Origin of the sequence: Oleisolibacter albus, from assembly GCF_003336875.1 — a bacterium.
Classification (GTDB): domain Bacteria; phylum Pseudomonadota; class Alphaproteobacteria; order Azospirillales; family Azospirillaceae; genus Niveispirillum; species Niveispirillum album.
On sequence record NZ_QGNJ01000011.1, the window covers coordinates 87,762 to 101,877 of the forward strand.

Sequence of the window (14,116 nt, forward strand, 5' to 3'; positions counted from 1 at the left end):
ATGCACCGCTATCTCGTGGGATTGCTGGGCGGTGCCGCCGGGACACTGGCGCTGCTGGCCGGCGGATATTATGCGGCGCTGGGGCTGGCGCCGGACCGCGTGCCGGCACCGGCCATCACCCGGCTGGAGCATCTGGACGAGAAGCTGGCCTTCCTGCGCGCCCGGCCCGACCTGGACCCCACGGTGCTGGCCATCGGCTCGTCCATGACCTGGCGCCAGTTCGACGGCAGCGCCTTTGTCGCGATGGCCGGCGGCGAGGCGCATGTGCTGAACGGCGGGACGGCCTTCCTGAAGACGCACCAGACCCGGTTCGTGGCCGATTTCTATCTCGACCATTTTCCCAATGTGCGCACGGTGATCCAGATCACCAACCTGCCCGACTTCCGCCGGTGCCACAGCGAACCGGCGGAGATGTTCGACCGCGAGGACGCCGCCGCCTATGCCTTCGGCCGCGACCCGGCGCTGCCCTTCTATCTCCGCTACTTCGCGCCCTACCGCTATCTGCGCACGGCCAGGGACCTGCCGCAGCAGCGGCGCCTGGGCGGGGGTGAGCTGGCGCTGGATCATTTCGGCAGCGGCCCGATCGGATCCCAGCGGGATCGCGGCCTGTTCTACGGCCCCATCGCCGTGGAGCGCGACTGTATCGCGCCGCTGGTGGAACTGGCCCGGCGCATGGCCGCGCGCGGCATCCATTACGTCGTCGTCTTCGCCCCCGTCCACCCCGCCTATTTCGCCGCCTATCCCGCCATGCGGACGGAAACCGAGGCGGTGGTGTCGCTGCTGCGGACGCATTTACGCCCCTACGAAGCCGAGGTCATCGCCATGCAAACCGAACCCGGCTACCGGCCGGCCGATTTCTATGACGCCTTCCACCTGCACTGGCCGGCGGTCCGGCGCCTGTCCCGCCAGATCGCCGACCGGCTGCAGGCACGGGGAACGCCCAACGGTGCCGCCCCCAACCTGACCAGCCGCGCCGCCAATGCCAGCCCGATCCCGGCGGTGGTGCAATGAGCGGGGGCACGGATCATGAGGCCGACCTGGCCGGACGGCGGGTGCTGGTCGTGGGCGCCAGCGGCTTCCTGGGAGCGCATCTGACCCGGCGGCTGGCGGCGGCCGGGGCCGAAATCATCGCCTTCTCCCGCAGCGCCAGCCCGGAGCACTGGGCCGGGCAGACGGGTATCCGGCCCTGGCGCGGCGATGCCGCCGACCGGGCGCAGGTGGAGGCGGTGTTCGCCCAGACGCGGCCGGACCTGGTCTATCACCTGACCAGCGACAGCCGCGGCGGGCGGGAAATCGCGCTGATCCCCGACAGCATCCGCAACGATGTCATGGCCACGCTGCTGGTCATGGAGGCGGTCCACCGCTTCGGCACCGGACGGCTGGTGCTGACGGCCAGCATGGAGGAGCCCATGGGGGAGGCCGGCAGCGCCGTCCCCTCCAGCCCCTATGCGGCGGCCAAATGGATGTCGGCCGGCTATGCCCGCATGCTGGCCGCCCTGCACGGGCTGCCGGCGGTGGTGCTGCGGCTGATGATGACCTATGGGCCGGGGCAGAAGGACTACAAGGTGATCCCGGCCACCATCCTGGCGCTGCTGCGCGGCGCGCCGGCGACCCTCAGCAGCGGCGTGCGCCCGGTGGACTGGGTCTATGTCGACGATGTGACGGAGGCCTTCGTGCGGGCCGGGCTGGCCCCCGATCCCGGCGCCGCCTCCATCGATATCGGCACGGGCCGGCTGACGACGGTGCGCGACTGCCTGTCCCTGGTCGGCGCGCTGACCGGGCGGCCGGATCTGCTGCGGTTCGGCGGGCAGGCCGACCGTCCGCTGGAGATGGTGCGGGCGGCGGAGACGGAGGCGGCGGCACGGCTTCTGGGCTGGCGGGCCACGACCGGCCTGCGCGACGGGCTGGCCCGCACCATCGAGGCCTATGCCGGGCGGTGCGGCCCTTAGATCCCGCCTTGGCGCTCAATAGGCGCCCTTGCTGGCCAGCATGGCATAGGGCGTGGTGGCGATGATGTGCAGGTCCAGCCAGATCGACCAGTTGCGGATATAGTAGCTGTCCAGCGCCTCCTGCACCCGCAGATCGCCATCACTGCGGGCGGAGATCTGCCAGAAGCCGGTCATGCCGGGCCGTACCGTCGCGCGCAGCCGCTGGAAGTCCTGCGGGAACTGGTCGAGATGGTAGGTGGGAAAGGGCCGAGGCCCCACCAGGCTCATGCTGCCGTTCAGCACATTGAACAGCTGCGGCAGCTCGTCCAGGCTGGATCTGCGCAGGAAGCTGCCGACGCCGGGGATGATGCGCGGGTCCTTCTTCAGCTTGAAATAGGTCTTCCATTCCTGCAGAGCGTCGGGATTGGTGTCCAGATAGGCCTGCAGATGCTGTTCGGCATCCACCCGCATGGTGCGGAACTTCCACATGCGGAAGGGCCGGCCATGCTGGCCGATCCGCGTCTGGCTGTAGAAAACGGGGCCGGGGCTGGTGAGCTTCAGCGCCGCCATGATGGCCAGCAGCGCCGGCAGGAAGGCCAGCAGGGCGGTCCCGGCCACCAGCTTGTCCAGGGCGATCTTCACCGCCATGGCCACCGGATTGGCCTGGCGCCGGCGATAGACCAGGCCGACGAAACCGCCGAGATCGTGCAGATCCATGATGGCCCCGTCGGGACGGGCCGGGGCCGGCAGCAGCACGGCAGTGACCGGCCCCGTCGCGGCCGGCATGGCCTTGCCCCTGCCGGCCGGATCCGGCCAGGACAAGGACGTGTCATCCATGCTGGCGCGCGCCAGTACCATGCCGCCGAAATCAGCTCCGGCCGTCAGAAGATCGGCACCGGTCTGGCGGAAGCCGGTGTCGCCCAGCAGCAGGGTCGGGACCCGGGCGCGGAACAGGCCGGCCAGCATGGGCCGGACCATCCCCTCCATCACCAGCCCGACGGTCAGGCTGACCAGCAGCAGCGTCAGCGGCAGCAACAGCCCGGCCGGGCCGGACGAGGTCAGGACCGCCTGGGCGGCGACCAGGGAAAAGGCGGCCGCCACCGCGGCCAGCCGCCGTTGCACCCGCACGGCGGCCACAGGCGCGCCGCTGCGGTACAGCCCCTGGGCCAGATGCCAGACCGGCAGCAGCAGCAGCACCGCCATGACACCGCTCTGCACGGCGGTGGCGCTGCCCAGATCGGCCGGCAATATCCGCGACGGCAACAGCCAGGACACCAGGGCTGTGAGGGTGGCCATCATGGTCAGTTCAATGCCGAACTGGCTGACCTGGAACAGGCCATAGCGTGCGCGCCGCCCCTGGGCCGGGCGTTCCGCCACGACCACCGGTTCCTGGTCGATCGCGCGGTCTTCAGTCGAAAGCGCCTGTGTCATCATGCCGTTCCGCTTACCCGTCCTTCGTTCCGCGCCGCCGGTATCAGCCGGCCGCGGCGCGCGGCAGTTCCTGCAGGCCAGCCGCCGGGCTGCTGACGCCGAGGACCCGCTGGAAATAGGCGATGGTGCTGCGCAGGCCCTGCTCCAGGGGAACCCGGGGCTCCCAGTCCAGCAGGGTGCGGGCGCGGGTAATGTCGGGGCAGCGCTGCATCGGATCGTCCACCGGCAGAGGCCGGAACACGATCTGGGACGCGGACCCGGTCAGGCGCAGGATGGTTTCCGCCAGTTCCAGCACCGTGGTCTCCACCGGGTTGCCGATGTTGATGGGCCCGGTCACCTCGTCCGGCGCATTCATCAGCTTCAGGAAGCCGCCGATGAGATCGTCCACATAGCAGAAGGCGCGCGTCTGGCTGCCGTCGCCATAGAGGGTGATCGGTTCGCCCGACAGGGCCTGGATGATGAAGTTCGAGACCACGCGGCCATCGGCGGGATGCATGCGCGGGCCGTAGGTGTTGAAGATGCGGACCACGCGGATGTTGACGCCGCTCTGCCGGTGATAGTCGAAGAACAGCGTCTCGGCGCAGCGCTTGCCCTCGTCATAGCAGGCGCGGGGCCCGATGGGATTGACGTTGCCGCGGTAATCCTCGGTCTGCGGATGCACGGTGGGATCGCCATAGACCTCGCTGGTGGAGGCCTGGAAGATCTTGGCGCCCGTGCGCTTGGCCAGCCCCAGCATGTTGATGGCGCCATGCACGCTGACCTTGGCCGTCTGCACGGGATCGTGCTGGTAGTGCACAGGGCTGGCCGGGCAGGCCAGATTGAAGATCTCGTCCACTTCTACATAGAGCGGGAAGGTGATGTCGTGGCGCATCACCTCGAACCGCGGATTGTCCAGAAGATGGGCGATGTTGGCCCGGCTGCCGGTAAAGAAATTGTCGACGCACAGCACCTCGTGCCCCTGCTCCAGCAGGCGTTCGCACAGATGGGAGCCGAGGAAACCGGCCCCGCCGGTGACCAGGCATCGCTTCCGGTCGGTGAATTTCGACAGCAACTGCTTGCGGTTCATGGGGCCTCCAGAAGCGAAGAATGGTCGGCGCGGAGCCAGCCTTGGCGCAGGGACGGGCCGTGGCCGCGTGATCCCCGCTGATCAGCCAATGCACGCTTGAACAGGTCGGCTCCGACGTTTGATCCGGCTTGTCGTGAGAACGTTCGCTCTGTGTTGCGGAAATGCAAATGAACGAAGCGTCCTTATCGCATAAGTCTGCGATTGCGAACAGTAATATAGGTTGATTGTGCGGCGCAGTGCCAATAATGGGATGATACGGCTGTCGTGATATGTTTTCTAATTAATCCGCTAATGCACTGCTTTTACACGCGAGAAAGGGCTGGTTTGGGGTCATAAAATCACCTGAACGGGTGAGTTATTGGGAAATATTATGGATTGTCCCTGGCGATGGGGGTAGGAGAGGTGGTGTCTGTCCATCCCCCGCGCGGCGATCACCGCTCCGGAAGCAGTGTGGCTCCGGCCGAACGGGGCTCGCCCGTCCGCGTGCGCGGGGCCAGAAGCGGCAGCAGCAGCCGGAGATAGGCACCGGTGGCTTCCTCCGCCGTGAAGGCGGCGGCCCGCTGTTGCAGGGCGGCGCGGTCCGGCGGCTGCTCCAGGGTGCCCTCCAGCGCCTTGGCCAGGGCCGGCGCCTCGCCCACGGGCACCAGGGCGCCGAGCAGTCCGCCCTCCAGAATTTCAGCGGGGCCGTGCGGGCAGTTGGTGCTGACGACGGGGGTGCCGCAGGCCAGAGCCTCCACCAGCACCAGCCCGAACCCCTCGAAACGGGAGGACAGGACCAGCAGATCGGCCTGGCGGATGAAGGGCAGCGGGTTGGCGCGGGTGCCGGCGAACCAGACATCGCCGGCGATGCCCAGATCCGCGGCCAGCCGCTCCAGGTCGCCGCGGCGGCTGCCGTCGCCCACCAGCACCAGCCGTGCAGCGCGCTGCCGGCGCAGCAGCGCGAAGGCGTGCAGCAGGGTGGGGATGTCCTTCTGATCCTCAAGCCGGCCGACGCAGACCAGGACGGGAACCCGATGGTCCCTGTTTGCGGGGCTGTACCATGATCCGAACGCCGGATCCTCGACCGGCTCGGCCGCCCGCGCGGCGAAGGTCTCATCGACGACCGGATTGTAGATGGTGCAGATCCGACGCCGCGGGATGCAGGCCGTGGCCGCCCAGTCGCAGGCCACTCCTTCGGACACGGCCACATAGCCGGCCGTCCAGTGCTGGGTCCAGCGGTAGAGACCGGGCAGGAGGCGATGGGAGAGCGAATCGCTGGCCGCTGTCTGGGCCGACAGGGCATTGTGCTGGCAGGCCACCACCTTGGTGCCGGTGCCAAGGGCGGCCAGGGTGGCCATGATGTTGCCATGCCCCAGATGGCTGATCAGAACCTGCGGGCGTTGCCGCCGCAGCAGACGGGCCAGCCGGGGCAGCGCCTCCAGCTTGCGCCCGGCCTCCAGGGACAGGACGGGGCAGCCGGCGGGCACCTCGCCGCGCAATTCCCCCTGGTCGCGGTCGACGATCAGCAGCGGCGGCAGGCCGTGCGCGCCCAATCCGCGGGCCAGCCGCAGCACCACGGCGGCAACGCCCCCCATGGCGAAGTCCGGCAGATACATGGCGAGGGGAGGGCGGGGGGACTTGGTCATGGCGGGGCTCCATTTTCCCTGATCCTGGGGAAACAGCGGGGCGTCCGCGATGGCGCATCCGTTTGATCGTCCGAAAGAAAGAAGCCCCGGCGGAAACCGCCGGGGCCAGGGAAACGGGGGGATGCGCGAGCCGTCGGGCCTGTCAGAGCAGCAGGCCGCTGCTGTTGACATGCAGCAGGAAGGTGTCGTGGCCGATGACGGTGTCGTGGCCGTCATAGGCCGTCACCACCACTTCGTGCGTACCGCTGTCCCAGCTTTTCGGCGTCATGGTCAGATGGTCGCCATTGTAGCTCATCCAGGAAGGCAGGCCGTCCTTGCCGTCCACCGCCAGCTTCAGGGTGGCGTCATGGCCGAACTTCTGCTCCGGCACATCGAACTTGAAGTAGCTGCCCGTCTTCACCGCCATGTCGGCGATGATGCCGGGAGGCGCAACCGGCGCCGGCAGCGGGGCGGGCTCGGCGATCAGGGGCAGCTTGCCGGTGCTGTTCACGGTCAGGCTGAAAGCATCCTCGACCTTGGTGCCGGATGCGGTGGTGATGACGGCCTTGAGGTCCAGGGTGCCCATGTCCCAGCTTTTGGCCTGGCCCGTGAGCGACGTGCCGTCGAAGTTGATCCAACTGGGCAGCGCGCTGCCATCGGCCTGGACGATGCCGACCTTGGTGCCGGCGCCCAGACTGTCATAGCCGGGCACCGCCAGTTTGAACCAGGCACCAACTTTCACCGCCTGGTCCTTCAGCAGATCCGGCGCCGTAGGGGTGGTGGGCACCGTCGGCGTGGTCGGAGCGGTGGGCGTTGCCGGTGTGCCCGGTGCGGCCGGAAGGGTGCCGGTGCTGTTGACGGTCAGGGCAAAGGCGTCCGCCATCTTGGTTCCAGACGCGGTGGTGATGACGGCCTTGAGGTCCAGGGTGCCCATGTCCCAGCTTTTGGCCTGGCCCGTGATGTATTTGCCGTCGAAGCCAAGCCAGCTGGGCAGATCGCCGCCATCGGCCTGGACGATGCTGACCTTGGTGCCGGCGCCCAGACTGTCATAGCCGGGCACCGCCAGTTTGAACCAGGCACCAACTTTCACCGCCTGATCCTTCAGCAGATCCGGCGCCATGGGGGTGGTGGGGGTCGTGGGGGGCGTGGGCGTGGTCGGTGTAGTCGGGGTGGTCGGCGTTGTGGGGGGCGTGGCCGGGACCAGCGTGCCGCCGGTCCCGCCCATGGCGGTGTTGATGTTCTCCGCCGTCAGCGCCGTGGCCTGCACCCCCTTCAGTGTGGTCAGGGTCACGGGCGCCCCTTTGCCGGCGCCGCCGTCCACATCGATCTGCACCAGCGTATCGGCGCCGGACTGCACCAGCTTGAGATAGCCGCCGCCAACCGCATCCTTGAACATCAGGCCGGAGCGCACCATCAGGGCGCCCAGGTCCAGCACGTCGCCGGACTTGCCGGTCTGGAAGTCGGTGATGACGTCGCCCTTCTCGCTGATGTCATTGTACATGAAGTGGTCGCGGCCGCTGCCGCCGGTCAGGGTGTCTGCACCGACACCGCCCCAGATCACATCATCGCCACCAAGGCCGGACAGGGTGTCGTTTCCGGCACCGCCCAGCAGGATGTCCAGCTTGGCGCTGCCGGTGACGGTATCGTTCTCGCCGATGGCCGAGGTGCTCTGGGCGACGTTGGCCACCTCCACCGCGCTGCTGTCATAGATCTTGTAGGACATCTTGGTGTCGAAGCTGGAGTTCGTCACGCTGCTGTCCGTGACGGCGCCCGCCGTGTAGACGGTCTTGTCCTTGATGTCGTTGAGCGTGATGTTGTCCAGCGTCAGCCGCTGGGCATCGTTGTCGCCATAGCGGAACAGCTGCACGCCGCGCCCGGAACTGTCGGCCCCGCTGTTCTGCATGGTCACGTCCAGCCCGCGCAGCACGGCCAGCTGGCTGCCGCCGAAGGCGAAGACATGGTCGTAGAGGGTGTGGTTCGCCTCGGAATGGGTGGAATAGGAGCCGCTGCTGCTGTCATAGGTGACGGCGTTGCGCACGGTCATGTGCAGGTCGCCGCCATATTTGACGATGTCGGAATTGGCGGGGTCTGACCCGCTGTTGTTGTCGGTGGTGTGGCGGGTGTTCTGGCCATAGATGCCGTCCACCAGCGTGCCGTAGGACTGGGCGGAGTGGACACCGTAGCCGTAATGGCCGTTGGCGATATCGTCCTTGAGATCGATGACGGCCACGTTGGTGGCCTTGGCATTGACCGTGTTGACGAAGTCGATGCCGGGGCCGCCGCCGTCCCGCACCATCACCTTGTCCACCTGCGGGCCGACCGTGCTGTTGATGCTGACCAGCGGCGAACCGCTGACGCCGTTGCCCTTGATGGTGCCGTTCTGCAGGGCGAAGGCGCCCGGCTCGAAGGCGGCGGCGCGGATGTTGGTCTTGTAGAGGCCGGCATCTTCCACCGGCGGCTCGCAGATCAGGGTGTTGCCCTGGATGGCCACGACCTTGGTGGCCTGGCCGATGCGCACGGCGTTGGTGCTGGTGTGGGTGCCGCCGGGCAGCTTGTCGTCGGCGCCGATCTTGATCCAGTCGCCGACCTGGATGTTCTGGGGTGCGCTTTTGAAGGTGACCGCGGTCTGGTCGCCCTTGGCCGTGACGGCGGAGACGCCCTGTGTTGTCTCCAGCCCGCCCATGACCTTGAACACGCTGCCCATGGAGGCGCCCTGCTGCAGCGTGGAGCCGTTGAGATCCACCGTGATCGACTGGCCGTTGAGATCAACGGCCAGCGTCTGGTCCACCCGGATCACTTCGTCCTTGGGGAAGACGATCCGGGTGTCAGTGCCGGCCTTTTCGATGGCCGACAGAATTTCCTGTGTCGTCACGCCGGAGCGCAAAGTGATCACAGTGGTCATAATCAGCTCCTCCGCTGTGTCCCGAAAACCGCGGTCAAGCTAATCGAGTTACCACTATCGGCGTTGTGACCTATAAGTGGTAATCCTGTAGATGAGAGTAAGTCTGCGAAAACGCATAAAATCCACGCGATCCGTTGTGGCGCAGCAACGGGCAAGGCGTGGAGTGGCTTTGAGGCCGGGAAATGTCTGTGACCTTTCCGGACCGGCTACTCCGTCGGCGGGATATGAAGATTTCGGTTCGACTTTCTAAATACTTACAGGGCTACCGCTTGGTTCCCCGATTTAACGCCTTCGCGGCGTTGTGACGGGGGGTGTCCTGCCGGTTCAATGCGGGCGTGGAGCGGGACCAGGGTGACCGTTGCCGCGTTTCGTGGGCGATGGGGGTTGATCACCAGAACCCCGCTCTGGACCAAGACCAAGGGATGGCCGACCATGTCCGACCTCGCCGGGCCCTGCGCCGCAGGCGCGCCGACACCGGATGCCGCAGGCGCGCCGACAGGCGCAGCCACGGGGAACCTGCCGCAGATCGATGTCGTGGTTCTGTGCTGGGACCGTCTCGACGACACCATCGAAACCCTGGACAGCGTTCTGGCCCAGCGGCAGGTGGATGTGCGCGTCTATGTGGTGGACCAGGGCAGCAAGCCCGAAACGCTGGCCGGCATGCGGGCCTACCGCGACGCCCATGCCGACCGGGTCGTCTATCACGAGGTCGGTCACAATACCGGCGTGCCGGGCGGCCGCAACATCGGTACGCGGCTGGGCCATGCCCCGCTGGTGGTGGCGCTGGACAATGATGCCGTCCTGCCGGACGCGCTGGCGCTGCGGCGGGCGGCGGATCTGTTCGCCGCTGATCCGGGGCTGGGCGCCCTGGCCTTCCGCGTCGTCAATTATTTCACCGGCGCTTTCGACCGGCGCACCTGGGTGTCCAAGCGCTCCATCGAGCGGGATGAGAGGGTCGCGCATGCGGTGCCGCGCTTCAACGGCACCGGACACGCTTATCGGCGCGACGCCTTCGACCGGGCCGGCGGCTATGATGACGGGCTGTTCTTCTGCTGGGAGGAACTGGATCTGTGCCTGCGCATCGTCAATCTGGGCTATGAGATCCGCTACACTCCCGACGTGACCGTGCGCCACAAGGTGGCGCCGGAGGCACGGGTCAACTGGGGCGGTGAGCGCTTCTATTACCTGGTGCGCAACCGCCTGTACGTCACCTACAAGTACAACCGGCGGCCGGAACAGGTGCTGCTCTACGCCGCCGGCTACATCGCCAAGGGGCTGTACAATGGCATCCTGCCGCAGACCCTGCGCGGCATCGGCGACGGGGTGCGCCTGTGCCTGGGCCTGTCCCGGCGGCCACGCGACCCGAACACGCGGCTGGCCGCGGCCACCCGATCCTATTTCCGCACCACCGACCTGGCCCATCGCGGCTCGCTGTTGACGCGCGTCCGCACCGAGATCTTCACGCGCCTGTCCTGAAGCCTGGCCCGGCCAGCCGGCCGGCGCCCGCGACACCGGAGCGACCATGGCTCTTCCGTCCATCCTGATCTATGTCGAGAACCAGCCGGTTCCCTATGACCGGCGTGTCTGGCAGCACGCGACGACGCTGCAGCGGGCCGGGCATGCGGTCAGCGTCATCTCTCCCGCCGCCCGGCAATGGACCAAGCCCTATGAGGAGCTGGAGGGGGTGGCCATCCACCGCTACAGCCAGGGTATCGAGGGCGAGGGGGTGGCCGGGCTGCTGCTGGAATATCTCGTCAGCTTCTTCAGCCTGCTCTGGCTGTCGCTGGTGGTGGCGGTGCGCGGCCGCGGCTTCGACGTGCTGGTGCTGTGCAATCCGCCCGAGATCTACTGGCCCATCGCCGGCGTCTGGCGGCTGCTGGGCAAGACCATCGTCTTCGATCACCATGATCTGTCGCCGGAGATGTACACGGCGAAGTTCAACAAAGCGTCGGGCGGCTTCCTGACCCTGCTGCGCTTCATGGAGAAAATGACCTTCGCCGTGGCGCACAAGGTCATCAGCACCAATGAGAGCTATGCCGCAGTGGCCCTGGGTCGTGGCGGCAAGGCGGCTGCCGATGTGGTCGTGGTGCGCAATGCCCCCGACCCCAGCCGTTTCGAGATCCTGCCACCGGACCCCGGCCTGCGCCGGGGCGCCCGCCACCTGCTGGCGTTCCTGGGCGAGATCGGCGAGCAGGACGGGGTCGATGTGCTGCTGCGCAGCCTGCGCCGCATCCGTGACCGGATGGGGCCGGGGGCCGTGCATTGCGTGCTGATGGGCGGCGGTCCGGCCTATGAGCGCATCCGCCGGATGGCGGACACGGACGGTGTGGCCGATCTCATCACCTTCACCGGCCGCGTCGGCAACGACACCATCAGCCGGGTGCTGTCCTCCGCCGATCTGGCGGTCGATCCCAACCCCTACACCCCCTATGCCGACAAGAGCACGGCCACGAAGATCATGGAGTACATGCATTTCGGCCTGCCCATCGTCGCCTTCGACCTGACGGAGACGCGGCGGTCGGCCGGGGATGGCGCGCACTATGTGCCCCATGGCGGATCGCCGGCGGACGAAGCGGCGGCCTTCGCCGACGCCATCATCGACCTGCTGCGCGACGAGCCGCGGCGGCGGGCCATCGGCGGTGCCGGCAAGGACCGGCTGGAGCGCGACCTGGCCTGGCGGCACAGCCGCGACCGGCTGCTGGCCCTGTTCGCCGGCCTGCGCGGCCAGCCCATCGATGTGGAACCCAAGGTTCAGACCAGCTCACGGAAACGGGCATGACACAGCAGACCTCTAGTCCGGCGGCCCGCCTCGCCCCCGTCACGGTGGTGCGCGGCCAGGATGGCGGCCCCCGGGCCGCCGCCGGCGATACCCTGGATTTCGACCTCAGCGGCCTGTTGCGGATCTTCCGCCGGCGCCTCGGCTGGTTCATCGGCACCCTGCTGCTGCTGGGCACGGTGGGGCTGGTGGCCGTGCTGAACCTGACGCCGACCTACATGGCCGATGCCGTGGTCTTCATCGAGAGCCGGCGGCCCAAGCTGCTGGACGTGGAGGAACTGGTCCAGGGCATCAGCAGCACGGCCGAATCCATCCAGAGCGAGGTGGAGATCCTGAAATCGCGCGAGATGGCGCTGAAGGTCGTCAACAAGCTCAATCTCGTCGACCATCCGCTGTTCAACACGCCGACGCGGGCCATGTCGGTGTGCAACGCCGTGGGCGGCATGTTGGGGGCGGGGGGCCGCGACGGCCTGTTCTCGGCCCTGGGCATGGCGGATTACTGCGTGTTCCCGGACGACCGCCAGGCCAAGGCCCTGGCCATCGCCTCCGGCATCGCCCAGACGCTGACGGCGACGCAGATCGCCCGCTCCTACACCATCCTGCTGGCCTATGAGAGCACGGATCCGCAGCTGTCGGCCGATATCGTCAACACCGTGGCCGACCTGTATCTGGTGGACCAGTACGAGGCCAAGTACCAGGCGGCCCAGCGGGCCACGACCTGGCTGGAGGAGCGCATCGGCGAGCTGCGCTCGCAGGTGGTCAGCGCCGAACAGGCGGTGGAGAGCTTCCGCGCCCAGTCCGGCATGGTGGCCGGCAAGGACGACACCACCATCCTCCAGCAGCAGATCTCGGAGAGCAACGCCAACCTGTCCCAGGCCCGGGCGCAGCTGGCCGATGCCCGCGCCCGCCTGAACGAGGCGCAGGCCGCCGCCGGCACCGGCAGCCGCAACATCTCCGCCCTGCAGGCCATCGCCTCGCCGCTGTTGAGCGAGCTGATCGGCAAGGAGGCCGAGCTGCAGCGGCGCATGGCCGACCTGTCCCAGTCCCTGGGCGACCGGCATCCGCAGATGGTGGCGCTGAAGGCCGAGCTGGAGGGCGCCACGGCCCAGGTCAATGCCGAGATCAGCCGCCGGCTGGCCGGCCTGCGCTCGGAGGTCAATTCGGCCCAGGCCCGGGTGAACTCGCTGCAGGGCAATCTCAGCGCCGTGGAGAGGCGCGCCGGCGACATCAGCGGCGACCTGGTGAAGCTGCGTGAACTGGAGCGCGAGGCGACGGCCAGCCGCACCCTGCTGGAGACCTTCCTGGCCCGGTCGAAGGAGATCGGCGAACAGCACCAGATGATGGAGGCCGACGCCCGTATCATCAGCCGCGCCCTGGTGCCCGCCGACCCGGCCGGAGCCAGCAAGAAGCTGCTGTTCCTGGGCATCCTGGTGGTGGCCACCGTGGCCGGGCTGGCCGTGGTCGGCATCGTCGAGAAGCTGGACAACGGCTTCCGCGACGTGCGGCAGGTGGAGAACACCACCGGCACCCCCGTCATCGCCCTGGTCCCCGACCTGCGCAAAGTGGTCAAGGGCGACAAGGCCGTGGCCAATTACATCATCCAGAAACCGCTGTCCCAGGCGGCGGAGGCGGTCAACGCCCTGCGTTCGCAGATCTGGCTCAGCACCCGCGGCGGCCGCACCCGCACCGTGGCCCTGACCTCGTCCCTGGCCAACGAGGGCAAGACCACCCTGACCATCTGGCTGGCCCGGATGTGCGCCATGCATGGCGAGCGGGTGCTGCTGATCGACTGCGACTTCCGCAACCCCAACGTCCACAAGAGCCTGGGCGGCGAGAACAAGGTGGGCGTGGTCGATCTGCTGCTGGGCCGGGCCGAGATCGGCGAGACGGTGCAGACCGACGCCTCCACCGGCCTGAGCTACATCGCCGCCGGCCGCGGCGCCTTCGACGGCAGCGCCCAGCTGCGCACGCCGAACTTCGGCCGGCTGCTGATGCAGCTGTCGCAGAGCTATGATCTGGTGCTGATCGACTGCCCGCCGGTCATGGCGCTGAGCGACAGCAAGATCCTGGCGGCGGCGGCCGACCAGACCGTGTTCGTCTGCCGCTGGAGGACCACCAACCGCAAGACGGCCATCCGCTCGCTGGAGGAACTGCGCAATGCCGGCGTCCACGTCATGGGCGTGATGCTGAGCGTGGTCGATGTCGAGCGCAACGCCCTCTTTACCGACTATTATACGGGGGCCTATCTGAAGGGCACCAACAAGTACTACGCGGACTGATACTACGCGCACTGATCTCCGCGTTCGCTTGTGGCCGAACCGACGCCCCGGCGGGTTCCCGCCGGGGCTGTCTTCGCGGCACCGCCCCGGAGGTCCCGCCGGCACGGCGCGGCCGGGCGGCGCCCCCCTT

The 14,116-nt window shown here is 67.9% G+C and carries 9 protein-coding genes; 5 read left to right on the forward strand and 4 right to left on the reverse strand.

The annotated features are described in order from the left end of the window. Positions 1–1,011, forward strand: a complete 1,011-nt coding sequence (locus DK368_RS15285; RefSeq protein WP_114394838.1) for a hypothetical protein — start codon at positions 1–3, stop codon at positions 1,009–1,011. After that, on the forward strand, positions 1,008–1,949 hold the full coding sequence (locus DK368_RS15290; RefSeq protein ID WP_240002520.1) for an NAD-dependent epimerase/dehydratase family protein: 942 nt from the start codon (positions 1,008–1,010) through the stop codon (positions 1,947–1,949). Before DK368_RS15285 ends, DK368_RS15290 begins: the two co-directional genes overlap by 4 nt. A gap of 15 nt (positions 1,950–1,964) precedes the next feature. Here DK368_RS15290 and DK368_RS15295 read toward each other — a convergent pair whose 3' ends face one another. The 4 genes from DK368_RS15295 to DK368_RS15310 all read right to left on the reverse strand — a co-directional run bounded on the left by DK368_RS15295 (position 1,965) and on the right by DK368_RS15310 (position 8,931). Beyond that, positions 1,965–3,359 (reverse strand): sugar transferase, encoded by a 1,395-nt coding sequence (locus tag DK368_RS15295; RefSeq protein ID WP_205028256.1) that lies wholly within the window; start codon positions 3,357–3,359, stop codon positions 1,965–1,967. A 43-nt stretch (positions 3,360–3,402) separates the two neighbouring features. After that, a complete protein-coding gene (locus DK368_RS15300; RefSeq protein ID WP_114394839.1) occupies positions 3,403–4,425 on the reverse strand; it encodes a UDP-glucuronic acid decarboxylase family protein in 1,023 nt (340 codons plus the stop codon). Between the two features lie 431 nt (positions 4,426–4,856). Next, positions 4,857–6,050, reverse strand: coding sequence for a glycosyltransferase (locus DK368_RS15305; protein WP_162306051.1), 1,194 nt, complete (start codon positions 6,048–6,050; stop codon positions 4,857–4,859). Positions 6,051–6,192: 142 nt separating this feature from the next. After that, positions 6,193–8,931 (reverse strand): type I secretion C-terminal target domain-containing protein, encoded by a 2,739-nt coding sequence (locus DK368_RS15310; RefSeq protein ID WP_114394841.1) that lies wholly within the window; start codon positions 8,929–8,931, stop codon positions 6,193–6,195. A gap of 432 nt (positions 8,932–9,363) precedes the next feature. Between DK368_RS15310 and DK368_RS15315 the strand changes: the two genes are divergently transcribed. The 3 genes from DK368_RS15315 to DK368_RS15325 are packed head-to-tail and all read left to right on the forward strand — an operon-like array spanning position 9,364 to position 13,986. After that, positions 9,364–10,407, forward strand: coding sequence for a glycosyltransferase family 2 protein (locus DK368_RS15315; protein ID WP_162306052.1), 1,044 nt, complete (start codon positions 9,364–9,366; stop codon positions 10,405–10,407). Positions 10,408–10,453: 46 nt separating this feature from the next. Beyond that, complete coding sequence (locus DK368_RS15320; protein WP_114394843.1) at positions 10,454–11,710, forward strand: glycosyltransferase family 4 protein; 1,257 nt, start codon at positions 10,454–10,456, stop codon at positions 11,708–11,710. Then, a complete protein-coding gene (locus DK368_RS15325) occupies positions 11,707–13,986 on the forward strand; it encodes a GumC family protein (protein WP_114394844.1) in 2,280 nt (759 codons plus the stop codon). The genes DK368_RS15320 and DK368_RS15325 overlap by 4 nt, the downstream gene beginning before the upstream one ends. The last annotated feature ends 130 nt before the right edge of the window (positions 13,987–14,116 follow it).

Bases quoted from the DNA above. Each gene is read 5' to 3' on its own strand.
- DK368_RS15285 (WP_114394838.1), top strand. From the start codon at position 1: ATGCACCGCTATCTCGTGGGATTGCTGGGCGGTGCCGCCGGGACACTG.
- DK368_RS15290 (WP_240002520.1), top strand. From the start codon at position 1,008: ATGAGCGGGGGCACGGATCATGAGGCCGACCTGGCCGGACGGCGGGTG.
- DK368_RS15295 (WP_205028256.1), bottom strand. From the start codon at position 3,359: ATGACACAGGCGCTTTCGACTGAAGACCGCGCGATCGACCAGGAACCG.
- DK368_RS15300 (WP_114394839.1), bottom strand. From the start codon at position 4,425: ATGAACCGCAAGCAGTTGCTGTCGAAATTCACCGACCGGAAGCGATGC.
- DK368_RS15305 (WP_162306051.1), bottom strand. From the start codon at position 6,050: ATGACCAAGTCCCCCCGCCCTCCCCTCGCCATGTATCTGCCGGACTTC.
- DK368_RS15310 (WP_114394841.1), bottom strand. From the start codon at position 8,931: ATGACCACTGTGATCACTTTGCGCTCCGGCGTGACGACACAGGAAATT.
- DK368_RS15315 (WP_162306052.1), top strand. From the start codon at position 9,364: ATGTCCGACCTCGCCGGGCCCTGCGCCGCAGGCGCGCCGACACCGGAT.
- DK368_RS15320 (WP_114394843.1), top strand. From the start codon at position 10,454: ATGGCTCTTCCGTCCATCCTGATCTATGTCGAGAACCAGCCGGTTCCC.
- DK368_RS15325 (WP_114394844.1), top strand. From the start codon at position 11,707: ATGACACAGCAGACCTCTAGTCCGGCGGCCCGCCTCGCCCCCGTCACG.